This is a genomic window from Methanofollis formosanus, from assembly GCF_019633745.1.
Lineage (GTDB): Archaea > Halobacteriota > Methanomicrobia > Methanomicrobiales > Methanofollaceae > Methanofollis > Methanofollis formosanus.
The window spans coordinates 1,453,231-1,480,087 of record NZ_CP037968.1 but is presented as its reverse complement, the minus strand read 5'-3'; the positions used below and the strand labels follow the sequence as shown (position 1 = coordinate 1,480,087).

17 protein-coding genes and 2 tRNA genes are annotated in these 26,857 nt (G+C 60.8%); 12 read left to right on the top strand and 7 right to left on the bottom strand.

Annotated elements, in window-relative coordinates; genetic code table 11:
• Positions 1-7: 7 nt before the first annotated feature.
• Positions 8-928: an RNA-guided pseudouridylation complex pseudouridine synthase subunit Cbf5 gene (locus E2N92_RS06640; protein ID WP_220682896.1), complete on the bottom strand. Its 921-nt coding sequence runs from the start codon at positions 926-928 to the stop codon at positions 8-10.
• On the bottom strand, positions 921-1,613 hold the full coding sequence (locus tag E2N92_RS06635) for a uroporphyrinogen-III synthase (RefSeq protein ID WP_220682895.1): 693 nt from the start codon (positions 1,611-1,613) through the stop codon (positions 921-923). Before E2N92_RS06635 ends, E2N92_RS06640 begins: the two co-directional genes overlap by 8 nt.
• 84 nt (positions 1,614-1,697) lie before the next feature.
• Between E2N92_RS06635 and E2N92_RS06630 the strand changes: the two genes are divergently transcribed.
• Complete coding sequence (locus tag E2N92_RS06630) at positions 1,698-2,906, top strand: tripartite tricarboxylate transporter permease (RefSeq protein ID WP_220682894.1); 1,209 nt, start codon at positions 1,698-1,700, stop codon at positions 2,904-2,906.
• Between the two features lie 566 nt (positions 2,907-3,472).
• On the opposite strand, the gene E2N92_RS06625 is transcribed toward E2N92_RS06630, so the two are convergent.
• Positions 3,473-4,399: a calcium/sodium antiporter gene (locus E2N92_RS06625; RefSeq protein WP_220682893.1), complete on the bottom strand. Its 927-nt coding sequence runs from the start codon at positions 4,397-4,399 to the stop codon at positions 3,473-3,475.
• A 76-nt stretch (positions 4,400-4,475) separates the two neighbouring features.
• Here E2N92_RS06625 and E2N92_RS06620 point away from each other — a divergent pair, with 76 nt between their 5' ends.
• From E2N92_RS06620 to E2N92_RS06610, 3 genes are read left to right on the top strand one after another with little or no spacing between them, the layout of a single operon-like run.
• On the top strand, positions 4,476-5,321 hold the full coding sequence (locus E2N92_RS06620; protein WP_220682892.1) for an NOP5/NOP56 family protein: 846 nt from the start codon (positions 4,476-4,478) through the stop codon (positions 5,319-5,321).
• Positions 5,318-5,923, top strand: coding sequence for a fibrillarin-like rRNA/tRNA 2'-O-methyltransferase (locus E2N92_RS06615; RefSeq protein WP_220682891.1), 606 nt, complete (start codon positions 5,318-5,320; stop codon positions 5,921-5,923). Before E2N92_RS06620 ends, E2N92_RS06615 begins: the two co-directional genes overlap by 4 nt.
• 21 nt (positions 5,924-5,944) lie before the next feature.
• Complete coding sequence (locus tag E2N92_RS06610; protein ID WP_220682890.1) at positions 5,945-6,673, top strand: DUF1614 domain-containing protein; 729 nt, start codon at positions 5,945-5,947, stop codon at positions 6,671-6,673.
• Between the two features lie 364 nt (positions 6,674-7,037).
• Here E2N92_RS06610 and E2N92_RS06605 read toward each other — a convergent pair whose 3' ends face one another.
• The gene (locus tag E2N92_RS06605; RefSeq protein WP_220682889.1) at positions 7,038-7,865 is read right to left on the bottom strand and encodes a TIM barrel protein; all 828 of its coding nucleotides are present in this window, start codon (positions 7,863-7,865) and stop codon (positions 7,038-7,040) included.
• A gap of 46 nt (positions 7,866-7,911) precedes the next feature.
• Positions 7,912-7,984 (bottom strand) — tRNA-Gln (locus E2N92_RS06600).
• A 973-nt stretch (positions 7,985-8,957) separates the two neighbouring features.
• Here E2N92_RS06600 and E2N92_RS06590 point away from each other — a divergent pair.
• The 5 genes from E2N92_RS06590 to E2N92_RS06570 all read left to right on the top strand — a co-directional run bounded on the left by E2N92_RS06590 (position 8,958) and on the right by E2N92_RS06570 (position 21,216).
• Positions 8,958-11,543, top strand: coding sequence for an MEMAR_RS02690 family S-layer glycoprotein (locus E2N92_RS06590; protein WP_343222870.1), 2,586 nt, complete (start codon positions 8,958-8,960; stop codon positions 11,541-11,543).
• A gap of 122 nt (positions 11,544-11,665) precedes the next feature.
• Positions 11,666-13,216 carry an AMP phosphorylase gene (locus E2N92_RS06585; protein ID WP_220682886.1) on the top strand — a complete coding sequence of 517 codons (1,551 nt, stop codon included), beginning with the start codon at positions 11,666-11,668 and terminating at the stop codon, positions 13,214-13,216.
• Entirely contained in the window at positions 13,206-14,636 is a 1,431-nt protein-coding gene (locus tag E2N92_RS06580) for a carboxypeptidase regulatory-like domain-containing protein (RefSeq protein WP_220682885.1), read from the top strand. Before E2N92_RS06585 ends, E2N92_RS06580 begins: the two co-directional genes overlap by 11 nt.
• A 186-nt stretch (positions 14,637-14,822) precedes the next feature.
• A complete protein-coding gene (locus tag E2N92_RS06575) occupies positions 14,823-17,831 on the top strand; it encodes an Ig-like domain-containing protein (protein ID WP_220682884.1) in 3,009 nt (1,002 codons plus the stop codon).
• A gap of 250 nt (positions 17,832-18,081) precedes the next feature.
• Positions 18,082-21,216, top strand: coding sequence for an Ig-like domain-containing protein (locus tag E2N92_RS06570; RefSeq protein ID WP_220682883.1), 3,135 nt, complete (start codon positions 18,082-18,084; stop codon positions 21,214-21,216).
• Between the two features lie 126 nt (positions 21,217-21,342).
• On the opposite strand, the gene E2N92_RS06565 is transcribed toward E2N92_RS06570, so the two are convergent.
• Positions 21,343-21,414 (bottom strand) — tRNA-Arg (locus E2N92_RS06565).
• A gap of 137 nt (positions 21,415-21,551) precedes the next feature.
• Between E2N92_RS06565 and E2N92_RS06560 the strand changes: the two genes are divergently transcribed.
• Together E2N92_RS06560 and E2N92_RS06555 are read left to right on the top strand one after the other, a co-directional pair.
• Positions 21,552-21,989: a dCTP deaminase gene (locus E2N92_RS06560; protein ID WP_220682882.1), complete on the top strand. Its 438-nt coding sequence runs from the start codon at positions 21,552-21,554 to the stop codon at positions 21,987-21,989.
• Positions 21,986-22,939: a DUF128 domain-containing protein gene (locus tag E2N92_RS06555; RefSeq protein WP_220682881.1), complete on the top strand. Its 954-nt coding sequence runs from the start codon at positions 21,986-21,988 to the stop codon at positions 22,937-22,939. Before E2N92_RS06560 ends, E2N92_RS06555 begins: the two co-directional genes overlap by 4 nt.
• 632 nt (positions 22,940-23,571) lie before the next feature.
• Here E2N92_RS06555 and E2N92_RS06550 read toward each other — a convergent pair.
• Entirely contained in the window at positions 23,572-25,491 is a 1,920-nt protein-coding gene (locus tag E2N92_RS06550; protein WP_220682880.1) for a tubulin/FtsZ family protein, read from the bottom strand.
• A 259-nt stretch (positions 25,492-25,750) separates the two neighbouring features.
• On the opposite strand from E2N92_RS06550, the gene E2N92_RS06545 reads away from it, so the two are divergent.
• Complete coding sequence (locus tag E2N92_RS06545) at positions 25,751-26,740, top strand: 5,10-methylenetetrahydromethanopterin reductase (protein WP_220682879.1); 990 nt, start codon at positions 25,751-25,753, stop codon at positions 26,738-26,740.
• Positions 26,741-26,857: the final 117 nt, after the last annotated feature.

The window sequence follows — 26,857 nt, the reverse complement described above, 5'->3', positions numbered from 1 at the left end:
TTTAATGCTATCCTTTTTTCTGCTGGGGCCTGCTGGTCCAGTGCGTGGGGTAGGTGCCGGGCGGCATCATCACCGTCCGCGGGGCGACGACCAGACCGGTCTGCCCGGGCTCGTAGGCGTCGGCGTCGGTGAGTGCCTCGCCCAGACAGATCAGTTCGCCCTTCCCGGTGAGCACCGCGACCATCTCGCCTTTTTTGTACTTTGTCTTTGAGAGCACGCCCACCCCGGCGAGGACGGCCCCGTGACAGAGGGCGTCGACCGCGGTGTCCCGCACCACCACCCGGTGGAGGTCCCCGATCCCCGCGGCGGCCGGGAGGATCAGGGCTTCGAGTGCCGACGTGTCCCCTTCTTCTGCGGCTACGACAGCGTCCCTGAGGTCATGGAGGGAGTGTGCGTTCTCTTCGGTGAACTCACCCGAACGGGTCCGGCGGAGCTCCTGCATGTGGGCGCCGGTCCCGAGTGCCAGGCCCAGGTGGTGACAGAGCGACCTGATATATGTCCCGGCGTCGCAGACCACCCTGAAGAGGACAAGCCTCCCGTCGATGTCGAGAACTTCGAGTTCGTAGATCTTCCTGATCCGCAGGCTCCGCTTCACCGCACTCCGTCGCGGTGGGCGCTGGTAGATCCGGCCGGTGAACTCCTTTGCGACCTCCTCGACCATCTCCGCAGGCACATCGCCGTGGAGGCGCATGGCGCAGACGTACTCCTTGCGCTCCTTGAGAAGGACGGGGGCGAGTCTGACCGCCGGGCCGATCATGATCACCAGCACCCCCGAGACCATCGGGTCCAGGGTCCCGGCATGCCCGATCGGCACGCCGAGCATCTCCCCGACCCAGGCAGAGACCTGATGGCTGGACGGTCCCTGCGGTTTGTCGACGACGACCAGTCCGGCGGCGGGCACGCCGGCGACTCTCCGGCGTTCAGGCATGGGTGCTCTCCTCCTCGGTCCATCTGTTCAGCGCCGCCAGCGTCCCGGCAAGGGACCCGTCCCCGACGACGTCGGGGGGGATCTCCTCCATCGCCGCGGCCGTCACCCGACCGATGGCGGCGACGACCTGCCCGGGACGTCGCGTCCACCTCGCCTCCCTGAACGAGGAGGCGCTGGTGAAAAGAACCGCGTCGGCCCGGCCGGTGTCGAGCGCCTCGCCAGACGGGACGAGGTGATAGGAGGGGTACTCGCACGCCTCCCCGCCGGCCGACCGGATCGCCTCCAGGAGGCCGGGGTTCGGGACCGCGGCCCGCGGGATCCCGACCCGCCGCCCTGCCAGCCATTCGCCCAGGTACGGGGCGAAGTCGGCCGAGTAGAAGGAAGGAAGGGTCTCGGCCTCTATCCCGTGCCGCGCAAGGGTCCGCGCCGTCTGCGGACCGATGGCGACGCTCCTCACCCCGTCGGGGAGCGAGAGTTTCGGGGCGATGACCTCTGCCGGGAGGGCGCTGGTGAAGAAGATGCAGTCGAAGGCGCCCTGGTTCGCTTCGGCCACGAACCGGGCGATTGCATCTTCGATGAGTTCGGCCCTGAGTGGCGAGACGGTATAACACTCATGGCCGAACTCGGCACAGAGGGCGGCGTCCCTCCCCGCCTTTTCAGGGAGCCGGGTGATCGCGATCAACATCGGAGGAATGTTCGGTGCGGCCTGAATATCACCGTTTCCCTCCAGGCCCGTGGATTTTATATACCCGGCCCCCGAGTCTCCTCTGTGCTCGCCTCCCTCCTCCTCGGGACCCTGGTGGGAGTGGCGCTGGGAACGGTCAGCGGACTGGTGCCCGGCGTGCATGTCAACACCATGGCCGCCCTCCTCCTCTCCCTCTCCCCGGTCCTGGCCGTCACCCTGGGGGCCGAAGCCCTTGCCGCCGCGCTCGTCGCCGCCCTCGTCACCCATACCTTTCTGGACTGCGTCCCGTCCACCTTCCTGGGGGTGCCGGACGCGGACACCGCGGTGATGGTGCTTCCGGCCCATGCTCTCTGTATGGAGGGGCGGGGTGCGGAGGCGGTGCGGATCTCCGCGCTCGGGAGCGCCAGTGCCGTTGCCTGGGCTCTTCCCCTCGCTCTTCTCTTCCTCGTTATCCTTCCGCTCATGCAGTCCGCGATCGACTGGGGGATCGGGCTTCTGCTTCTTGTCGTCGCCTGTTCTCTGGTCGTCTTCTCCGAGTCACCCGAATGGTCGGCCGCTGTCTTCCTGGTCTCCGGTCTCCTTGGACTGTTCGTCTTCAGGTACTCCTTCCTTGCCTGGCACGGGGGCACCTCGGTCCTGATGCCCCTCCTCTCCGGCCTCTTCGGGGTGGCAGTCATCCTCTCCGCGAGTGGCGGTCGGATGCCTGCACAGGGCGGTGCAGTCTCGTACCCGGAGAGACGAGAGGTGCTGCGCTGCTCCTTCACCGGGTCGGTCGCGGGGGCGGTCGTCGGGTGGCTTCCCGGTCTCTCCAATGCGACCGCCAACGCCCTCCTCGCCTCGGTCATCGACTATGGCCAGGACCGGCGGGGCTATCTTCTTGCCACCAGCGCTGCGAACACCGCCAACGCCTTTCTCGGCCTTTCGGCCCTGTACGCTCTTGGCAGGACACGAAACGGGGTGATGGTCGCCCTCGCCACCTTCGACCTCCCGCCACTCTCGCTCCTCCTCCTCGTCGCGGCCATCGCTGCGACCATCGCCTATCTCCTCACGCTCTTCTGTTCGGGTGCGGCCGCCCTCTTTGCCCGGGTGAAACTCGGCCCCCTCCACACCGCCGTGGTCCTCTCGGTCGTCGTCCTCTCGTTTCTTCTCTGCGGGCCCTTCGGGCTCTTCGTCCTTGCGGCGGCGACCCTGGTCGGGACGGTCCCAGGACTGGTTCAGGTGAGGAGGGTCTCCTGTATGGGGGCGGTGATGGTCCCGGTCATCCTCTCCTCCCTCGGGCTGGTGGTTTTTTAAGTTCTGTTGAGTTCTTTCATCCCGCTCCGTGGGGGTCAGGGGGCAATGCCCCCCGATGCGAGACGACAGTGAAGATTCTGTGATCGGGGTCGCCTGTGATCATCACACCTTCCCCCCACTCGCGCCGGGGGCTCTGCCCCCGGACCCCCGGGATGGCGATTGGATGGGAAGGCAGAAGGTTGATCGTGAAGAGGGTCGTGCCCTCCTCCTGAAGAGGAATTACAATGAAAATGATCCTGACGACCGTCTCTTCAGGTTTGCATGAGAGTTTGAACTCGCCATATCCCGTTGAAGCCGATACGCAGAGGATAGAAAATTCTTCTGATGGATCGGCCGCCCCCAATCGTCGAGATCTCCCTGCCATCTCGCGCCGGGGGGCCTTGCCCCCCGGACCCCCCACGACGAAGATAGCGGAGGGGCGGTATGATGCTCAACTTCGATTCACTCCTCGGACGCAAGGATGAGGATCAAGAATCGATCCAGTTCTGAGATGATATTTTCATCCCGTTTGCTTGAGGCGTGCTTTCCCCTCATGAGCAATTCTACACGGCCAACAGAGCCCCCTTCTAGATCAGTCCGAAGGTCGCGGCGATATAGAGGACATATGCCCCGAGAAGTCCCGCCGCCCAGACCCGGGTCAACCGATCACCCAGAAGAAAGAGGGGGATGACTGCCGCGGAGAAGGCGGCGGTGACGAGGACGTCGGTGAAGTTCCCGATCAGCACCGGGCTGATCAGGGCGCCAACCCCCATCACGAAGAGGAGGTTGAAGATGTTGCTACCCAGGATGTTCCCGACCGAGATCCCGCCCTCGTTTCTGAGGATCGCGACGAGCGAGGTCGCGAGTTCCGGGAGCGAGGTGCCGATCGCCACCATCGAGAGCCCGATGATGAAGGTCGGGACGCCCAGGGACGTGGCGATCGCCACCGAGGTGTCGACGACGAGTTGCGCACCGATGGCGACGGCCACCAGTCCGCCGATGGTGAGGGCGATGTCCCGTCTCCCGTGCGACCTGACCTCTCCTTCATCGTTCTGCGCCCCGCCGCCCCGCCAGAGAAGGGCGAGGATAACGACGAAGGCGACGAGCATCGCGGCTCCGGCCCAGACGTCGAAGACCCCTCGCATCGCGAGGAGGAGGAAGACGACGGTGGCGGCGAGCATCAACCCGGTCTCTCTGAGCATCATCCCGGCGGTCGCCCTGCTCCCGACGATCTTCGGGTTGATGATCGCGCAGAGAGCGAGGACCAGCGCAATGTTGGCGATGTTGCTGCCCAGCACGTTGCCGAGTGCGATCCCGCTGTCATTGGCGATGATGGCGTTCACGCTCACCACGAACTCGGGGAGCGAGGTACCGAAGGCGATGACCGTGAACCCGATGGTCGCCGCCGAGACCCCGAAGCGTGCCGCAAGTCCGCTGCCCCCACCGACGAAATAGTCCGCACCCTTGACCAGAAGAACGATGCCGATGATGAAGATGATGCCCTCGATGATCATTGCCTGTCAGATTCCTATCCGTAGATCTCTTCCGCGCCTGCTATGTTAATGCTCCCTGCATGCCCACACTTGTACCATGGAGCGCTACTGGTTCGGGGACCTCGACGGTGGCCGGTGTAGTCCGGCCGGGTCCGACCCCGAGGCCCTCGCAGGACGGATCCGGGCCCTTGGCCCCGAACTCCTCATCCCCGACTGGAGGGTGGCGGAGGAGTGCGGCGCCGTTTCCGACCGGCAGGAATATCTCGCCTCGCTCAGGGCCGCCTGCATCGCCCTGGCCAGGGCGCGGGTCGCGGAAGAACTCTCGGCAAAGGACATGGAACTTCTCCAGATGGTCAGGACGCTGGACGAGGTCGACCATGTCATCAACCTCCTCCTCGAACGTGCAGTAGACTGGCAGGCCGTCATCGACCCCGGGTTCACCAGGAAGTACCGGCGGGGCGGGAAGGCCCTCGGCGGCAAGATCATGCGGAGTCGTTCCCCGCCGCTGCGCCAGGTGGGTCGGGAGATCGATGCCCTCGGAGAGATGCGGCGGCGTCTGGCGCGGGACGTCTCCAGGCAGGCCGACATTGTGCTCCCCAACACCAGCGCCCTCGTCGGCGGCCTGGTGGCGGCGAGGTTGATGGCCGCCGCGGGCGGTCTGGCCCCGCTCTCCAGGATGCCCGGGGCGACGGTGCAGGTGCTCGGGGCACGTTCGGCCCTCTTCTCTCATATTCGCGGGAGTGCCCCGTCCCCGAAACATGGCGTGATCTTCCAGCACCGGCGTGTTCACAACGCTCCCAAAAATCTCAGGGGGCGGGTGGCCAGGGTGCTTGCCGCCAAACTGGTCATCGCCGCGCGCATCGACTATTACCGCGGGGAGGCGGACGAGGCATTCCTCGAGAAGGCACAGGCACGGATCGACGCCGCAGGAGAGTCGGCATGATCTGGCTTGACGGTGCCCTGGTCTCGCGCGGCGAGGGCGGGGTGTATGGAGAACGGACGGTCGGCGAGTACCGTGTCTGGGATCCCTACCGCTCGAAGTTCGCGGCCTATGCGATGCTGGGCGGCGACTTCGACCTCGCCCCCGGCCTGCGGGTGCTGTACCTCGGGGCGGCCAACGGCACGACGGTCTCCCATGTCGCCGACTATGTGGAGGTGGCCTATGCGGTGGAGTTCGCGCCGCGGCCGATGCAGGACCTCCTTGAGGTCTGCAGGCCCCGGCAGAATATTGTCCCGATCATGGCCGATGCCGGGCGGCCGGCGGCCTACCGCGGGATCGTCGAGGAGGTGGATCTCGTCTACCAGGACGTGGCCCAGCCCGACCAGGTGCGGATCGCTCTCGCAAACCTCCTCTTCCTTCGGCCGGGGGGGACGTTCATCCTGATGCTCAAGACCAGGAGCGTGGACATCAGGAAGGACCCCAGGGAAGTTGCGGAAGAAGCCGTAAGGGCGCTGGAGGAGGGCGGGCTTGCGGTGAAGGATGTGCGCTGGCTCGAACCCTATCACCGCGACCATGCGGCCATCGTCTGCGAAGCCCTGAAATAAGATCTCCACCTTCTTTTTGTCATGGCCCGCAGGTGTTTCTTCAATCCGTTCAGCCTGCTGATGATCGGTTTTCTCTTTCTTGTCCTCCTCTTCCTGATCCCGTTCCTCTTCCTCAGCCTCATCGGTTCGGCCTTTGCCAAACTCGGTTTCTCGCCGCTTATGGTGCTCCTCCTCCTCCTCTTCACGCTGGTCGGGAGCCTGGTGAACATCCCGCTCACCACGGTCAAGACCGGTGGGCCGGTGCGGATGGAAAAGACCTACAGCCCCTTTTACGGCTGGGTCTACCGGATCCCCGAGGTCGCGCCCGAGACGACGGTGGCGATCAACCTCGGCGGGGCGCTGATTCCCTCCCTTGTCTCGGTCTACCTCCTGGGTCGTGCGCTGCTCATCCCTGGAGGGTCCACGGTCTTTGTCCTTGCCCTGGTCGGGGTGCTGATCGTCACCCTGGTCACCCACCAGGTGGCCCGCCCGGTGCCAGGCCTCGGGATCGCCACGCCCTTCTTCGTCCCGCCGCTGGCCGCTCTCATCGTCGCCCTCGTCCTCTCGCTCTTTGCAGGCGGCGGCGAGGCGGCGGTGATCGCCGCGCCGGTGATCGCCTATATCTCGGGGACGCTCGGGACGCTCATCGGCGCCGACCTCCTCAACCTCAGGCGGCTCGGCGAACTGGGTGCTCCGGTGGTAAGCATCGGGGGCGCGGGCACCTTCGACGGGGTCTTCCTCAGCGGGGTGCTCGCGGCCTTCCTGGCCTGATCTTTTTTTGTGCAGGAGCATCGATCAATCCCAGGATTGAGACTCTTCTCAGCGATTATTCCTCTGCCTTCCTCGCTTCAATCGCAATCCTGAAGGTTCCGGGGGCAACGCCCCCGGCAGGATGGTGCGGGAAGGCGTGATGATCTGGTGTGCCGCCCTCATCACAGACTCTTCACCGTCATCTCGCGCCGGGGGGCGTTGCCCCCAGGCCCCCCCACGACGAGGATAGGTGGGGGCGGCGATGGAACAGGGTCTCCACTGATTCTCTTGTCTTGAAAAGAGAGAGGAAGCAAGCGACGAGAAATATTCATCCCGTACGCTTGAGGCGTGCTCACGCCTCATGCCCGATTCTACAGGGCTGTTCTCAGATATGTTCCCGGTAGAGCGCGTCGAAGGCCCTGAGCTGCGCCACGTAGACCGCCGGATCGTTCTCCTTGTACTCAAGACTGGTCTCGATTGCGGGGTGCGCGGCGATGAAGGGGACGACCTCCGCAAAGTCGAGGCCCCCATCGGGGTGGTCGAGGGCGAGGTGTTCGTCGGTGATCGAACCCCGCCTGCTGTTGGAGAGGTGGAAGAGGTGGAGGGGGAGGTCGGCGAAGGGGGCGAGGATCTCGGCGTACGGGACGCCCAGATAGTTTGCCGTGCAGAAGAGGTGGGCGAAGTCGAGGCAGTAGCCGCGGATCCGCCCGCCGCCGAGGCTCTTGAGTTCGTCGGCGGTGTTGCCGAGGAGAGGGTAGTCTGCGTAGACCGAGGGGAGGTTTTCGAGGACGAACCTGGGGTCGAAGAACTCGTCGAGGAAGGTCTCGAAGGTGGCCGCCGCCTCCTCCTCCTTGCCGGTGAGGTATCGGCCGGTGTGGAGGACGATCGTCTCCGCGCCGGTAAGGTCCGCGGCCTCGGTCGTCTCTTCGAGGGAGAGTTCCATCCATGCCCGCGCTTCGGCCTTCGACCAGGTCTCGTAGGCCGTCGGTGCGCAGGGGTTGAGGCCGTGGCCGTGGTGGGGGGCGTGCACGACGATCTTTACTCCATCATCGGCGATCGTCTCGATGTGCCGTTTGAAGGTCTGCCGATCTTCGGGGTTCACCTGGACCTGGATGTGGTCGATCTCGCCCGCGTGGTACATCGCTGCCAGGGCCGGGAAGGTCTTCTCGTCGTCGGAGCGGACGCCTGCCCCGACCAGGTACGGCCGTTTCATGCCTGACGATAGCACCGGCTCAAGCATCAGTCTGTCGGAAAAGGAGTAGCCCGGAGCAGATTCGAACTGCTGTCGGAGGATCCAGAGTCCTCCATGATTGACCGCTACACTACCGGGCTATGGGCCTCTATAAGTTCTACGTCACCAAAGAAAAAGGTGACGGCTGGACCAGGCCCTGTTCTCATCCCGGACACTTCAGGCGAGTCCGGCGTTTGTTGGGTGTCCGGGTTATTCTCTGGTTTTTTCGGGATAAAAGAGGTCTATGAACCGGGGGAGTGGACCGGCGGAGTGATGACGGGTTGAGGTGCGCGCCGCAGGGGGTGCCGGCGGCGGTCGTGTGGAGGTGCGCAGGTGCTGGGGGTATCGTTGCACCCGGCGGCTCTGATCGCCATGCATGAGTCGAGAGCATTCTTGTGGGTTTTTTTTGGGGTGTGCACGGATCCGTGCTCCCCACGGAGGGGACACCGGGTGGGGGCACCATCCGGCTGCCGCGCGTGTCTATCTTCATCCCGGGGGTGCGGGGGCAACGCCCCCGGCCGATGGTGTGGGAGGGCGCGATGATCCGATGTGCCGCCCCACCTGGAGGATGAGGAATGCTAAACTGTTTTCTCCCGCCGGGGTGAGACCTCCCGGAACCCCCCAGGACGAAGATCAGCGGGAGGCGACAGCACAAACTTCTGATCAACGCGTGCATCATAAAATTCTTCCAGTCGCATATCCTGGCAGAGGGGTTCGGGATGACCTCATTATTTGAGTGATGACCGGGTGCGCTCGATCACTCCCGTAATCTCTGTACCCTCGCTACCCCCCGGTTTCAGGCGACCATCTTCAACCACGAGGTCATGCGCTCTCACCGGCGGGGGGTGGTCGAGATCCGTACAATGAAGGAGAAGGGGAAGAGCGGATACGTCCCTTCACCCTCCTCTTCCTCTGTGGCCCGGTCATGCCCGGCACGCCGCCGGGCGGCATGGTGTTGCCGCTCTGAAATCCTGAAATCCGCCAATAAATTTGAATTTGCGCAATTCTGGTGCGTCTGACGCCCGCCATCATGCGGGGTCGACCACAAAGGATATATTAAGTGTTACCCTAATAATGTCGTATATTCCGGCAATCGGAGTATTGGGCATGGTGAATCCGAATTCGACACCTGTCGAAGTAGGGTTGTCGTGCTCACCACGTTTCACATTAAGGAGGAATTGCATGAAGAGCACTTCAAAGATGATGGTGATCACCGCCGTCTTCCTCGTTGCAGCAGCTCTGCTGGTCATGCCGGCAAGCGCTGAGAGGAATATTGGCGCCGGTGGCACCTTCTTCGCGTATGAGGAGAATAACAACCTCAACTTCGCCGAACTTAACGCGTCGGTATATCCCGCGCTCGGAGAAGATCTTAAGTTCCTGACCAAGTACGAGGAAGACAACCCGGAAAAGGGTCAGGTTAACCAGTTTGAGCTTGCGAAGCAGGCCGATGGGTCTTTCAGGATTATCACTGACCTGACGACCTACGACTATGATGCCACCGACTTCGGCACCTACTTCGCTGAGGGCGACTCCCAGGAGTCGACCACCAAGGTCTACCTCCGCGAACCCAAGCTCACCCTTGATGTCGTTCTGGACAACGACAGGTCTTCTTCCATTGCGGGCAAGACTGTGACCCAGAACACCAAGATCGCCTTCAAGATCGGCTCCGGCAAGGTCGGTACCAACTACCGCGACGGTGCTGATTTCGCCCAGGCCAAGATCGAGTTGAAGACTCCGGGCGGCGCCGTCCTTTACCAGATCGGTGACGTGAAGCTCAACAAGATCGACCTTGACGCCTCGACGATCTTTGTTGGTGGCAACGCCGACCTCAGAGACCTCACCACCGACACCTACACGGTTCGGGCAGTCTGGGACAGCCCTGCTGGTTTCTCCGACTATGCTGCTGACTCCAATGAAGCGACCTTCACCGTCGGTACGGTGGATGTCTCCATCGAGTCCAACAAGGAGAACGTCATCAGGAACAACCCCTTCACCATAACCATCCGCGGTGACTCGAAGAAGACGTACTTCGTGTACATCAAGGACGCGGCCATCAGCTCCGCCAAGTACCCGATCCTCAAGTCGGGTCAGAACGGCGTTACTATTGTCGACACCTTCGTTGGCGGCAAGGACGCCAACGCGGCAGCCATGGCAAACCGTGAGAGGGCCAAGGTCGCGGGCACCTTCGCGAACGTCTCCACCACCGCTGGTGGCACCCGTTCCATCGAGTTCGCTACCAACAGCAGCACTGACGACCGCTCCTTCACCATCAAGATCGTCGACCCCGACGATGCGTCCAAGGACGACGATGTCAAGGTGAAGGTCGAGGAGGGTGAAGTCACCATCACCGCTGAGGGTGCAGGCACCTACTACCTCGGTGAGGAGATCAAGCTCTCCGGTACCAACACCGACAGCAAGGACGTCTACCTCTTCGTGACCGGCCCGAACCTCGGCGACGAGAACGGCGTCTCTCTTGACGACGTCACCGCCAGGGCGAGCCAGGGCAACTACGTCCACCGCCAGGTCGAGTCCGACGACACCTGGGAGTACCGCTGGGACACCTCCAACATCGGCGGCGTCATTGACTCCGGTACCTACACTGTCTACGCTGTCAGCGCCGACGTCGACGACGACGGCTTCAACGTCGACAAGAAGAACCTGAAGGGCGTCAAGTACCAGACCATCGGTGTCTACCTGAAGAAGCCGTTCCTGACTCTCGACGATGTTGCGTCCAGAGTCGCCAGGGGCGACGAGCTCAAGGTGACCGGTGTCGCTGAGGGCAACCCCGACAACGTCAAGGTCTGGATCTTCGGCAAGAACTACCGTGACCTCGGTGTCTCTGAGACCGTCGAGGACGATGGCACCTTCGAGTACACCCTTGAGCGCGACACGACCGAGGACCTCGCCACCGGGCAGTACTTCCTCGTTGTCCAGCACCCGATGACCGACGGTGTGTTCAACGTCCGTCCTGCCACCCAGGCTGAGATTGACGACGCCGTGGCTGCCGGCAGGCTTTCAAACCCGACGCAGTACGTCATTCGTGACGCCACCGGCAACCTCATCGACCTCGGCAAGCTTCCGGCCTCCGAGGCTGCGACCGCGCTGATCGACGCACTCAACTCCCCGAACTGTGACGACACCTACGCTAAGGTCTCCTTCCAGATCGAGGAAGCTTTCATCGGCATCAACGCCATCGGTGACCAGTCCATCGGCACCAAGTTCACCATCTCCGGCACCACCAACCTGGCTGTCGGGAACGACCTGAACATTGATGTCAGCGGCGCTTCCTTCAAGCCGACCGAGAAGACTCAGGCATCCGGCTTCTCCGCTGCCTCCGGTCAGGTGAAGGTCGAGGCTGGCGATGACTACAACAAGTGGTCCTACGAAGTCGACGCTGCCGACTTCAAGGCCGACCAGTACACTGTCTCGGTTGAGTCCGTGGACGCTGATGTCAGCACCAGCGCTACCTTCAACGTCCTTGAAGGCCCGGTTACGCCGACTGAGACTGTGACCCCGGTCGAGCCCACGACCACTGCTCCTGTCCAGACCACCACCACCGCTCCGGTCGAGCCCACCGCGACTCCGACCCCCGGCTTCGGTGCCCTTGTGGCCCTGATTGGCCTTGGTGCGGTTGCGTTCCTGGTCATGCGCAGGCACTAATCTTCCCCCTTTTTTTCTGCACGCTTCTTTATACTGATTCAATCCCGATCTCCGGTCGAATAAACTCCGATCCGGGGACGCAGGCCGATACTCTTTAGAGAGCGGAGAGATATTCTCTACTCATGAAGCTCACGACCAGGCTGATCGATATCGGGAACCGCGGCGTCCTCCTGAACGCCGTCGACGCCCGCGAGATCAGCGTGCGGGACGGTGACCGCGTCGAGGTGAAGAACCTGGCCACCGGCGAGACGGTCTCGGCCTTTGTCGACACTACCGCCACGATCATCGGGCCCGGCACGATCGGGGTCTACCGGCCGACCCAGGTGCGGGTCGACGTCCTCGACGGCGCCGAGGTGGAGGTGCGGGCCGCCGACCGTCCGGCAAGCCTCGCCTACATCAAACGGAAGATGGACGGCCAGCGGCTGAACAAGGAGGAGACCTATGCGATCATCAAGGACGTCGTCGCCGACGACCTCTCGCCCAGCGAACTCACCGCCTACATCGTCTCCACCTACACCAACCCCCTCGATATGGACGAGGTGGAGTATCTCACCAGGGCGATGGTGGACACCGGCGACCAGCTTCGTTTTCCCTCCTACCCGATCGTGGACAAACACTCCATCGGCGGGGTGCCGGGCAACAAGATCTCCCTGCTGGTCGTCCCGATCGTCGCCGCCGCCGGCCTGAAGATCCCCAAGACCAGTTCGCGGGCGATCACCGGCGCCGCCGGCACCGCCGACCTGATGGAGGTGCTCGCCCCGGTGGAGTTCACCGCCACCGAGGTGCAGCAGATGACCGAGAAGGTCGGCGGGGTGATCGTCTGGGGCGGGGCGACGAACATCGCTCCGGCCGACGACCGGTTCATCACCGTCGAGTATCCCTTCAAGATCGACGCCCGGGGCCAGATGCTCGCTTCGGTGATGGCCAAGAAGTATGCGGTGGGAGCGAATCTGGTGGCGATCGACATCCCGGTGGGGGTGCAGACCAAGGTGCCGAGCGTGGAAGAGGGGCACCGTCTCGCCCGCGAGTTCATCGACCTCGGCGAACGTCTCGGGATGCGGGTGGAATGCGCTCTCACCTACGGCGAGTCCCTGGTCGGGCGCACCATCGGCCCGAAGGTCGAGGTGCAGGAGGCGCTCGCGGTCCTGGAAGGGGCGACCGAACCGAACTCTCTCATCCAGAAGAGCCTCTCCATCGCCGGGATCATTCTGGAGATGGCGGGGAAGGCGGCTCCGGGCCAGGGCTACGCTCTGGCGCAGGATATCCTCGCCTCAGGCAAGGCCCTCGCCAAGATGAAAGAGATCATCGAGGTCCAGGGCGGAAACCCGGCGGTGACCGCAGCTGATATAGTTCCTGGCACGTACCAATACGTGGTAAACGCTCCCACCACCGGGTACGTGATCGAACTGAACAACAAGGCGTTGATCAGCCTTGCCAGGGCTGCCGGCGCCCCCCAGGACCAGGGTGCGGGCGTCTGCATCCATGCCAAGAAGGGAACGCGCGTGCAGGCCGGCGAACCGATCATCACGGTCTATGCGGACCGGAAGTGGCGCCTCCAGAAGGCGCTAGAGGAAGGACGTCGCCTGATGCCGGTCGTTGTCGAGGGGATGCTCCTCGACCGCGTGCCGGGTCGGCACTGGACAACACGAGGTGGACAACAGTATGGGCAGTAAGATGAGGTCGATATTCACCTATCTCATGCTCGGGGTCGTGGCCGTGGCACTGATCTGCAGTGCGGTGCAGGCCACAGACGTCGATATCACGGTAAAGGACGCGGACGACGGGTCGTACATCAAGGGTGCGTCGGTCTATATCAACGACCATTATGAGGGCAAGACCGATTCAGACGGTGAGTTTTCATATGAGTACGACGGCAACAGTCGCTACACCCTCAAGGTGACGAAGTCGGGATATGAAGACTGGGACGATCGTATCGATGATGACGAGCGTTCGGTGGTCGTGCGGATGGATCGCGGCACCGTGGACTTCACGGTCTCGGTGTACGACGCCGGGACGGTCCAGCCGATCAAGGGTGCGAGGGTGGACATCACCGGTCAGTCGACCGACTTCGACGACTATGAACGGACCGATGCCGCCGGCTGTGCGTCCTTCGACCTGGAAGACGGGGAGGAGTATTCGATCGAGATCAGTGCCGACGACTATGCGGAGATCACCCGTGAGATCGAGGTGGACGGTGATACCAAAAGTGTGCAGTACTGGCTCTACCCTGAGGGCCAGTTCGCCTTCAGGGTCGCGGACGCCAAGAGTAATTCCCCGATCGGCGGCGCGACGGTGAAGGTCGACGGGAAGAGTGTGGGCACGACCGACGCCAACGGAGTGGTGACCATGGTCCTCAACGATGACGGCTACTACGACGTCGAGGTGACCCATCCTTCCTATCTCACGTACAGCAAAGAGGTCCATCTGGGTGAGAATGTCGTGCTCGAGGATATCCTGCTCACGAAGTCCACCGCGTCGCTCTTTGTCTCGGTCTTCGACATGGAAAAGAAACCGATTGCAGGTGCAAAGGTCGTGGTGGACGGGAAGGATGCCGGCACCACCGACGCCTTCGGAAGGCTCGACCTCGATGCGGTCGTCGCCGGCACCCATAGTTTCGAAGTGAGTGCCTCCGGGTATGTCGGCCAGACAAAGAGCCTCAAGACCGGCGAGGGGACTTCCGACCTGGTCTTCGAACTGGTGCGTGCGAAGGTCCCGGTCTCGGTGCTCGTCGAGAACCCCTCCCACGAACCGGTCGGCGAGGTGAAGATCTGCGTGAACGGTGCGGCGGCGGGCAGCACGTCCTCCTCCGGCATGCTCTCGCTGGACCTCGCGCCGGGCACGTACAATATCACCGGTACGATGGACGGGTATCATGAGGCCGTGCAGGAGACGGCGGTGAAGGCCGGGTCGTCGGGCGAGTCGGTGGTCCTGACCCTTGAACCGGTGGGCCTGCCGCTCGGGATCATCGCGCTCATCCTGATCGTGGTCGTGGCGGTGGTCGCGGTCGCCGGCGTGGTTGCCACCGGCCGGGTCGAGCTCCCGAACCGCCGCAAGCCGGGTCGCCGGGCGCCGCCCAAACGGCGGCAGTTCTGATTCTTCTCTCTTTTTTTTGATACCCTATATAATGGTGTTCTCTTTCGATCTTGTATGCTCACTTTTTGTGATCCATTCTATGGCATTATATTGATTAATTATCAAAAATAATGCCTTATTTCTGAAATAATAAAAAGAAAGCATTTATATGGTGGGTATGAATGTGTACGTACCTTGAGGAAGACTATGGGTCAAATACGATACTGGGCGTTCCTGATGGGTGTCCTTCTCCTCTGTGCGGGGGCCATGGCCGCAGAGGGCCCCCGGATCGCCGTCACGTCCGCCGAGGAGTGGCTCGTCGCGGGCAGCGGTGCAGGGACCGCCGTTACCGCCACGGTGACCGATGCCGGGGGGAGTCCGCTCCCCGGCATGAACGTCACCTTCTCCTGTGGCGCTGCCATGGGCTTGTTCTCCCCTGTCACGGCCACAACCGGTCCAGACGGGACGGCGACGGCTACCTTTGTTCCCGGGACCGGGAGCGGCACCGCCCTGATCACCGCGACGGTGGAGTCCGGGGGGGCGGAAGTCTCCGGCACCTGCGAGCAGAAGATCGACCATGCGCCGCCGTACCGCCTGCAGTCCCTGGACTATGAGAGCAGGGTGAGCGTCGACACCACGACCGGGATCGTCTTCTCGCTGGAGGACGAGTACGGCAATCTGGTCGACGCCCGCAGGATTGCAGAGACCTTCAGGTTCGGTGTCGGGTCGCCGGACGGGAGCGCCGGGATCTTCGACGGCACGGCTTACTGCGACGATGTGGTCCTGCCGGTAGGTGCCGACGGGACGGTCCGCGCAGAACTCAGGGTCGCCCGGACTGCCGGTGAGAATGTCGTCTTCGTCGACCTTCCCGAGCCGGTGGCAGACCTCTATCTGACATTCTACGGGATCGGGGACGGGGCCCCCAGTTCGATCACCGCCTCGGTCAATCCTGGCGGGACTCCCCCCTATCTCCCTGCCGACGGGGAGAGTCGGTTTACGATCACCTATACGATGAAGGACCAGTACGGCAACCCGGCCGGGAACCGCTCGGTCCGGGTCACCTCAGACGTGGGGACGGAGACCGTCGCCACCTCCAACTCGGCCGGCCTCGCCCAGGTCACCTTCGGGCCCAGGGACGTGACCGGGCTGGTGACGATCACCGCCGTCTCGGTGGACGACCCCGCGGTCTCGTGCACGGTGGTGGTGGAGTTCGTCCACACCGATCCGGTGGACATGCTCCTCACCGCCAACCCGCAGACGATGCCGAGCTATGACGTGAACGCGGGGAGTGTCGCGGAGGTGCGGGCCAAGGTGATCGATGTGAAGGGCAACCCGGTCCCGAACGAGACGGTCACCTTCTCGCTCGGCACCGTCAACACCGGATCATACGGGGTGACTGACGCCCCGGCGCTCCTCGGGGATGTGGCCACCACCGACGAGAACGGGTATGCGACGATACTCTTCAGGCCCGGCGGGTTCACCACCGATCGGGACGACCCGGCCTACAGTTCGGCCGCCAGCGGGACCGGCGTGGTCTCCGCGACATGGGGGAGCGTCACCAGGGAGATCGAACTCCGCTGGGTGAACTTCCCCTACCTCTCGGTCTCCGCGTGGGTGGAACCCGAGAGCGGGCAGGTCGCGGTGAACGAGACGATCGACGTGAACCTCGCCCTGAAAGGCGACGGCTGGGCCCTGCAGCCCGAACCGATCGACGTGGTGCTGGTCATCGATAGGTCCGGGAGCATGCGGGGGGAGGACAGTTCCGGAGAGGTCCGATTGGTCAGTGCAAAAAACGCCGCTTCAACCTTTATCGATGCCATGGATCCGCGACGTGACCGGGTGGGGCTTGTATCTTTCTCTTCCACGACGACCATTGACAGGGGCCTGACCGATGATTTCTCTGGTGTCAAGACCCAGTTGGATGCTCTTAGAGCAGATGGTTCGACGCAACTGCGCCGGGGGATCTACGAGGCCATCAGGCTTCTCCAGGAGCAGGGGCGGGACGACGCGGTGAAGGCGGTGATCGTCATGACCGACGGTGACTGGAATACTGATGCTGATCCGCTCGGACGAGGTATAGGGTTGCCTGATGGCGTTGGGAGATGGAGCGGAAGTACGATCCTGTATGATTACTATGAGTATTACGACGGCCTCGGTGGGACACTCGATTATGGATGGGTTTCTGTTCCATATGCTAAGTGGTGGGGCGGAGGTTACTATTATCAAGACGAACGTCAGTGGCACTGCCACGATGGCGAGGAGACAAACCAGAATATGGGTCGCTTCGCTCTGGATAATGGAATAAAACTCTATCCGATCACCTTTGCCTACAGCCCTGGTCCGGAAGTCACCAATACGATGGAGACGCTGGCCTCATTGACCGGTGGGTTCTACGCACACGCTCCCGGTGGCGACGAACTCGCCGGGATCTACAAGCGGATCGCCGGCGAACTCAAGACCGAGGCAGGCGTCGACACCACCATCGATCTCTCCTTCGAGAACGTCGAGGTGAACGGGGCAGCGGTGCCTGGCGACGATGTCTTCGAGTACATCTACGAGGACGGTATCTCGACGGTCATCGAGAGCTGGGTCGAGAACGAGTCGGGCAGGTACGTGGTGGTCCCGTGGCACACCGAGGACCAGACCGCCGACTGGCAGGACGACCAGTCCCTCCACTATGATGTCGGGACCGTCAGGCTCGGCCAGACTTGGACGACGTCGTACCGTCTCAGGGTAAAGACCGACGGCAACATCAATGTCTTCGGGCCCGGGTCGACCATCTCCTTCAACGGCGGCGCCGATCAACTCACCCTCCCCGACACCTTCATCTCGGTCCGTCCGGAAGGCACCGAGCCTGTTTTCGGGAATGTGATCCTCGATCTCTCCGACCTCCACCAGGTCGGCACCGGCCCGGTCACCGAGTTCCTCAAACTGGGGTGGGACCTCGACTATAATGGGACCGAAACGGTGGACCAGAAGATCTGGTATTCGACCGACGAGAACCGGCATACCCAGACATTATTCATGCAGATGCCGCCCCGTTCTGCCGCAGAGGTCGGCGCGCAGACGGCCGAGATCGATGTGCGGAGCATCCCTGCGGGCCAGTATTATGTCTGGGTCCATGCAACCGCCCCGGATGCCGGGGATGATGAAATCCCTTACGACGGGGAGATCACCATCGGCACCGGGGACAGCACCAAGATCAGGCTTGAGTAGTGCTCGGGCCTGATTTTCTTGTTTTTTCTTTTGTTCTGGAATATTGTAGTTTTTTGATGGCCCGTGCGGGGGCTGATCTTTTTTCTGACCAGTCTCATATTTTCTTTATTATCACGTAATCTGAATGAATTCTTCGGGATTTGGTATATCGAAATTGTGGGCTTTAAAAAGATCTTTTTTGAAGAACGTGCCTGATCGGATCCGATGTATTGAACAATCTATATATTTGATAAGATAATCTGATCTTTATATGGTGGACCGATCCTATCATGAGTGCCTGTTCATTTTTCTCGGGCTTCTGATCATCTGCATGACGGTTACGGCCTCGGAGAACCTGCAACTATCGGTCGATACCGGTTCGGAGTGGGTGGTCGGGGGGGGCACCGGCGGGGTGGTGGTGACCGCGTGGGTGAACAACAGCGACGGGAGTCCGCTGAAGGGGGCCGATGTTGTCTTCTCCTGTAACACTACTATGGGTTCGTTCTCCCGGACGACAGGCCAGACCGATGAAGATGGACGGGCGATGACGACGTTTCTGCCGGGGAAGAAGAGCGGCACCGCACTGATCAATGTAACGGCCAGTTCCGACGAGGGGCATACGGTGAATAGGAGTTGTGAGCAGCAGATCGATCATGCGGAGCCATATCGACTTCGGTCTTTTGAGTGCAAAAATGAGGTTCCGGCCGGTTCGACGACAGAGATCGTACTCTCAATGGAGGATGAGTATGGGAACCTGATCGATGCTCGTAATGAGATTGAGAACGTGACGTTCTATGTCGGATCACCGGGAGATCGCGCTCATTTTGGGAATGGGGAGAAGGAGATCGTCGTCCCGGTGGATGGAAGCGGGGTGGTCAGTGTTGGTCTTACCATCGATACGAAGGCAGGAGAAAATATTGTGTATATCGACCTGCCGGAGGGGATAAAGGACGAATACCTCACGATAATAGGCACTGGAGATGAGATGCCGTACGAACTCACCGGTGAGGTCGACAGTGATTGGGTTCCGGCGAACGGCAAGGATCTCTTCACCATCACATACACAGTCCTGGATCAGCACAAAAACCCCTGTAATGGTACCGAGATTGCCATCAGCACTTCATTAGGGGAGAATGAGGGCCAAACTGTTCTGACGAATCGGGCTGGCCGCGCGACGATCACTTATGGACCCAGGAACACGGTAGGCAAGGTGACGATCACCGCAACGACACTTCAGAATGAGAATTTGATTGATACTCAGGTTGTCGAGTTCACAAGCACAGCGCCGGTCCGGATGGTCCTCACCGCCTCTCCCCGAATGATGCCGAGCGGCGACGTCCCGAACGCCAAACCCGCCAGGGTGATGGCAAAAGTCGTGGATATGAAGGGGTACCCCGTCGCGGGAGAGAAGGTCACCTTCACCATCAAGAGTCCTCATGGGGATGCACAGATAGAACCGCCATACTGGGCTAGCCCAGCAGGAGACAATACAACGGAGGCGTTCACCGATGAACAGGGTTATGCGGTCGCGCTTCTTTATCCTGGGTCGTTTGAGGTTGGGGAATATTCGCCTGCCCGCGCAGGTTGTACAGTTGGGGCGGTGTGGGACTCGTATCCAGAGCAAACTGTGGATCTGGAGTGGACCAATGTCCCGTATCTCAGTGTCCTCACTAATGTCACCCCCCCGAAGGCAGCATGGAACGATACTGTTGAGGTGGATATCACGTTGATCGGGAATGGATACAAACTCCAGCGCAAACCGGTTGATGTGGTGCTGGTGATGGACAAGTCAGTTAGCATGAGATACCGAGATAATAATGGCAATATTGTTTTAAGCCTCAGTAAGTCGCGGCTGAATGAAGCGCAAAATTCTGCGAAGGATTTTGTTAATCAGATGGATCTGGAGTGTGGTAGGGGTCGGGTTGGACTTATTGTGATGAACGAATTCGCGAAGAAAGCGCAATCTCTGACCAACGATTCTCAAAAAATAAATGCGGATATTGATGATCTGGCTCCAATACCTTCCTTTAGTTTGACAGTTCTGCTTAATATGGCAAAAGATGTACTAGATGGTAAAACTAACATGAGGGATTCTTTAAAACTTGCAATAGATGAGTTGAATTCTTCAGGGCGACCAGATGCTGTGAAGGCCGTTGTGTTGATCTCAGATGGAAAATGGAATATTAATGGTAACCCTCTTGCCCAGGGGATCGGATGGACTGAGGAGTATGATTTTTCTAAATACTACTTTGAAGATGAAGATTATCATTACTACTCGGACATAAAAGGAGAGGAGACACTGAGTTATTCTTTTGAAGGACAGTGGTGTAAAGGAGATAAAAAATATTTGAGATATCATCGATATGATAGGCCATCAAGATTCATCTATGGTGACACCTATTGGGTTCCAGATATACCCTCGAAGAATGACACAACCAGAGGTAAAATCGCGTGCTATGATGGTCAGTTCACCAACCAGAACATGTCCGTCTACGCAGCCAATAATGACGTAATTCTCTACACCATCGGCTTTGCGTCCACGGATCTGACCGAGATGGAACCCTATATGGTGACGCTCTCTGAGTCAACCGGTGGAAGATACACCTGGGCGAAAAACGAGACCGAACTCAAGAAAGTATATTCTGAGATCGCCGGTGAACTCTGGATCGAGGCCGGTGTCAACACCTCGCTCGCCCTCGACTTCACCGATGTCACGGTGAGCACCAACACGTCGGTGTTGACGGCGGCAGGGGATGAGGTCTTCGAGTATATCCCTGAGACCCACGAGAAAATGGTCTGGTTCAATGAGGATAGTGTTGAAGGGTATCCGAAGAGCCGTAATGACGCAGAGAACTGGACGAAAGGCAGACTGGATTTCGACATCGGGACCATCAAACTCAACCAGACCTGGCAGGCCACCTTCAAACTGAAAGTCCGGCCGAATCCAGATGCCATCGGCAACGTCAAGATCCTGGATGAAAACTCGATATTGACCTTCAACGAGGCCGATACCCTCAGGGTTCCAGACACCTACCTGACCGTGATGCGGAGTTTGAACAATGTTCCTCTCGGAGACGCCTCTCTCACTCTCGATGGCCTCAGGGAAACCGGGATCACACGCCAGACCATGGATATCGCCTGGAACCTCACCTACACCGGCAACAGCACGGTCACCGAAACGGTCGAGTACCGTGCGGAGCACGGTTCCTGGGCATTGGCAGAGACCAGGACCGCGGGGAAGGGTGAGACCCATGAACGGGCCAGACTTGATATCAGGGATCTGCCGTTGACCACCTATTACATCAGGGTCGTGGCCGACACCGACGATGCCGGTTCGCGCCACTGCATCATGCAGGTCGACCTCGGTGCGCTCCTGAACGATAAAACATACCTGAAGATCGAGTAATTGTTCTGGTTTCAGGGCGGGAAGAAGAGGCCCTCTTCTTCCTGAATTTTTCGTTTGACCCGGCAAGATCAGCCGAGCCGTTCCCCTCTTGTGACTGTACTGATCTGAAACGAAAAGATCGGAGAACGGACCCAGCGGGAATCGAACCCGCGTCCCTGGGTTCGAAGCCCAGGAGGATATCCTCTACCCTATGGATCCCTGAAAGCGGAGTCGTGCCGTGTGATCCCCTCGCCGGTTTGGAAAAAGAAGCCGGCCGGAAAGAACAAATGGGCTCTGCCCCGCTATATATCATATCACAAGATATTAAGCCTTTTCCGGCACCATCAACTACTACAATGATCCTCTCATCTGCCGAGATCCAGTCGCGCCTGACGGCCCCCGAGGGGGCGGGACGGCTGGTCATCACTCCGTTCAGTGACGCCTCCCTCCAGCCCGCCTCCTACGACCTCCGGGCCGGTGAGGAGATCACGCTCGCCCCCCGCACCGTCACCCTCGTCCCGAGCATGGAACACGTGGAGATCCCCGGCGACCTCGCCGCCACCCTCCGCTGCCGCTCCTCCTATGCCAGACGCGGCATCCTCCTCGGCGGCGGCTACGTCGACCCCGGGTTCAGGGGAGAGCTCACCCTCTGCCTCGCCAACATGGGAGCCGATGAGGTCGTCCTCCCGGCGGGCGAGCGGGTCGTGCAGATGATCCTCCATGAAGTCAGCGACGGCGCCGTCTGTTACCACGGGCGCTACCAGGACAGCGAAGGAGTGGTCGGAGCCAGATGAGCCAGATCCGGACCGAGCGCAAGTACATCGAGATCCTCAGGATTCTCAAGGAGCACCCCGACCCGATGGGCGCCAAGAGGCTCTCCGAACTGATGGCAGAGCACGGCTTCGTCCTCTCCGACCGTGCGGTCCAGTACTACCTCCGCTCCCTCGACGAGATGGGGTTCACCGAAAAGATCGGCAACCGCGGCCGGGTTCTCACCCAGAAAGGCCTCGCCGAGATCGAGAGCGCCCTGGTCGGCGAGCGGATCGGGTTCATCATCTCCAAACTGGAGCGCCTTGCCGTCAGGACCACCTTCGACCCCACCACCTGCACCGGCGACGTCGCCTACAACCTCTCGATCGTCCCCGACGCCGAGGTCGACCGGGTGAAAAAAGCGTTTGACGCGGTACTTGCAATAGAATGCGGATTTTTCAGTTCGTACCACCTCGTCGACGACGACCCCCGCCTCCCCCCCGGCCACACCGGCTTCATCACCGTCTGTTCGGTCACCATGGACGGCGTGCTCCAACGCCTCGGCGTCCCGGTGGAGATGAAATACGGCGGCAGACTCGCCGTCCTTGACGGCCGCCCCTCCCGGTTCACCGACCTTGTCTCCTACCGCGGGACGAGCATCGACCCCCTCCAGCTCTTCATCTCGGCAGGTCTCACCTCGGTGCGCGAGTATGTCACCACCGGCACCGGCACCGCCCTTGCCAATGTCAGGAAAGTCCCGCTCCCTGCGCAGAGTTATGTCGAAGAGATCGCGGGCGCCATGCGTTCGGCCGGTTTCCTCTTCCCGGTTACCATGGGAGAAAAAGTCTTCAATCTTTCAGAAGAGCCTTACCGCCTCTCCATCGTCTCATATTCCAGCATGAACCTCATCGGCCATGCCGTCGAACTGGGGTGTGCGATCAGGACCGAGATCGGCGCGGGCACCATCCCGTTCTCCAGGATACTTTCTCCGTAGAAGAGAGGCAGCGTGCTCGCCACCCCCGGTGGTAGGTGAATGATGCCCTCAACACTCTTTTGGCCCGGTTCTCCCCTCTACCCGGACCCCGCGACGGGATAGACGGAGGACGGCACCGTATGCGTCACGACTGCAGGTTCCAAAAAAAAGTATCCGCCCCCTGAATGACGGCCTGCCACGAGGGGTGGGACGAGCGTCGCGAAGATCGGATCCGGCCGGTTTTATCAGTGGGGTCATCCCAAAACTTCGCTGGCCTTGATAGGTGAGTGGAAGACGTTTCTGAAGCATGGTGCCGTTCAAGAGATTGGTGCCGCCCCTATCTTCGTCGTGGGGGGTTCCGGGGGGTCTCCCCCCCGGCAGGAGAGAGGAACGAAACATCCTTTATTCTCTCTGTGGGCGGCACGTCTGAACGGTCTGCCTTCCTCCGTCACTCGCACCGGCGCCGCCGGCCCCGCACTCCCGGGATGGCGATTGAAGTGGGGGAGGCAGAGGAATGGCTGGAAAGTATCTCGATCCTGATGATTGATCGAATCCAGGGTACTTTTGGGATGTGCTCAGTATCTGCACCGCGGTTCGGAGATCGGGACTGCAATCTCCGGGCCGAAAATGCCCGGACGACGGGAGCGGATCAGTCACATGATCCAGTCGATCCCGCCGGTCTGCTCCTCTCCTCCCTCGTCTTCCTCTTCATCTTTGAAGACCGAGATCTTTCCCTTGCCTGGTACGATCTCCTTCGGGGCCTTTTTCGGAGCGAGTTTTCCCCCGCGCAGGACCGAGTCGACAGGCGTCGTCACATCGGAGAGTTTGACCTTTTTTCCCTCCAGGATGTCATCCTTCGCCTTTTGTACGACACTTTTGAGGCGAAGACGCCCGCCATTGAAGACCCCGTCGTTTGCCGGCTTGATCATATCTCTGAGACGGATATTCTCACCGCCGAGAAGATCGTCCTTCGCCATCGGGAGCGTCTCGACCTCAATCCCTTTGAGATCGACCTCTTTCGGTTTCTTCACGAAAGCATGACTCTCGGTCGCCCCGAGGGCCGCGTCCTTCGGCGCCTGCGGGAGACCGACCGCCGTCATCCTGGTAATGTCGCGGGGCGCCTGTTTCCCGACACCCGGGACGATGACGGCCCGGTCGTCGTCCTCCGTCCGCTTGAGATGATCGCTCGAGAGGTTGAGCCTGAGAACCCCGTCGCCCTCGCCGTGCCTCTTACCTTTTCTCCCCCCCTGAAGATCGAGCATCTCATCATGCTTCTCGGGGGCGTCGTACTTTCTCGGCATAGAATAGTCTTCTGTCACGCGATCTCCACCTGAGGACGGCACCATGAACGGAGCAAGCGGGTCTTCCGCCGGCCATCCCCCAGTCTCCATTTCTGCATCCCCCCCGACGACCAGGAACTCCTCGTCTGCCCCACCGTGCATCGCCTCTCCCTCGAGTTCCATCCTGTACTCCTCGCGGAGGAGCTGCAACTCCTCGACCCTGGGCACATTCTGCACACCCGAGAGAACGATGATGATCCCCACGAACCTGGTGTTCTTCACCGGGTAGTCCCCGGACCGCATCTCCAGCCCGGCGATACTCCGGTCGATCCACTTCCTGACCGTCACAAACCCCTTGAGGCTCAGTTCATAACTCGGTCCCGCCACCAGGACCAGGGCCTTCTGGGCACTGGTGAGGTCGCAGGGCACTGAAATCTCTTCGTAGATCGCCCTCTTCGCAAGTTTGACGATCCGGGCCGCCCTCTGATGCGACCCCTCCATATATTGCCTGGCCGTCTTCCAGAAACCCAGGATATCCAGCGGACTGGTATGGAGACGTTCGACCGCATACCCGACCGCAACCGTCCCCATCCCGGTGAGCGTGTTGAGCACCTCGCCGGCGTCAAGGACGAGCTCGCCGACATCAAGCCCCTCGCTCCCGAACTCGCCGGCCCTCAGAAGAAGACCGATACGCCGGGCGATCTGTTCGTTGAGGAGTGAATTCACGAGGCGGGGGTTCCGGTCGTACGAGGCGTTGCCGAAGGGGTCGGCAATCCCTCGCGTCCCCGACGTCCTGATCTTCTTGTACCACGTCTCGTTGTCGAAGACGATCGTGGCGTCGGTGAGTTCCTGGATAATCTCCAGGTCGTCGGCCGCTTTTGCCGAGACCTTCTTTCCCTCCCCCACACGGGGGAGCGTGACCACCGCGAAGATCGGCTCGAGGAAGGTCTCTCGCATCTGGGGCATGATGCGGGGGATCAGGTCGACCATCGTCCCGCCAAGGCCCGCGAAAAGAAGGATGGCATCGATCTCCACCGTATCGATCCGCTGGATCCGCGTCATCACCTCCTCGATATCGATATTCGTCTCGACATCATAGGGATTGGCCGGATCGATCGGGGGGAAGAAGACCTGCGAATCAGAAGGAAGAGCGTCGAGCTGGAGAAGAGTGTTTGCGTCAAGGTCGATGGCGAGAGCACTCATGCAGAAGACCTTGCTGCGTCGGTCATGGTCATAAAGTCGGTCGACTATCCTGTTACCCGCACCACCAAGTCCGATTGCCAAGACCCGCATCTCTACTCACTCCGCCCGGTACGATTGCGATCGTTTCGCCGCCCGGGCTGTACACATATCTTGGGTATTTGGGCCGGTGATCATAAATACTTCTCCTTGTATCAGTTCACGGCGCATCGGGCCTTTCTACCTCATGTTCTCTTTCAAATCTCTGTGTTGTCCGGGAATGGTCTGTATCCCCTTTAATCTCTGGCATTCTGGTTCGAATGACAATACTTTTATCTTTGTGCGATAACTACTCTCTCTGAGGTGAAATGCCTTGAGTTATGGAATTGAATTTGTGCCAGGCAACATCAGCGTAAAGCAGGTTGTCAATTACACCAAGCTCGCGGAATCGAAGGACATCGACTACGCGTGGATCACCAACCACTATAACAACCGCCACTGCTACCCGACGCTGGCGGCTATCGCCATGAGCACCGACACGATCAAGATGGGCCCGGGTATCATGAACACCTTCACCGACACCCCGGCAGCCATCGCATCGTTCATGTGCACCCTGAACGAGATCTCCGACGGCCGTGCCGTTCTCGGTATCGGACCCGGCGACCTCTCGACCCTTCCGAAGCTCGCCATCCACGGTGAGAAGCCGGTCGCCCGCCTGAAGGAGGGTGTCCAGCAGATCCGTGCACTCTGTGCCGGCGAGGAAGTCAAGAAGACCGGCGAGATGCAGTTCTTCGACTACGACGGTGCCAAGCTCACCGGTGTCCAGCTTCCGGGCAAGAAGGGCATCCCCGTCTACATCGGCGCCCAGGGCCCCAAGATGCTCGAGCTCGCCGGTGCCATGGGTGAGGGCTCCCTCATCAACGCCTCCAACCCCAAGGACTTCGAGATCGCCATCCCGATCATCAAGAAGGCTCAGGAAGCTGCAGGCCGCAAGAAGCACGACGTCGGCGCCTACACCGCCATGTCCATCGACAAGAACGAGAAGAAGGCCCGCAACGCCGCGAAGATCGTTGCCGCATTCATCGCTGCAGGCTCTCCGCCCGCACTCCTTGAGCGCCACGGCCTCGACGCCGGCAATGTTGCCGCCATCAAGGACGCCCTTGGTCGCTTCGACTTCAAGGCCGTCGGCGGCCTCGTCACCGACGCCGAGATCGACGCCTTCACCATCGCGGGCACCCCCGACATGGTTGTCCAGAAGTGTGAGGACCTCAGGGCAGCCGGTGTCACCCAGATCATCTTCGGGTCCCCGCTCGGCCCCGACATGACCAACTCGATCCGCCTGCTCGGCAAGTACGTCGTCTGAGCCCTGTAACAGGGTTCTCGATAAAACCATTTTTTGGAGGAAGTTCCCCGTCCTCCTTCTTTTCAGGAGTTCTTTCCCGACCTTTTGGGTGCATTTATCTCTCCAGGCCTCCACAAT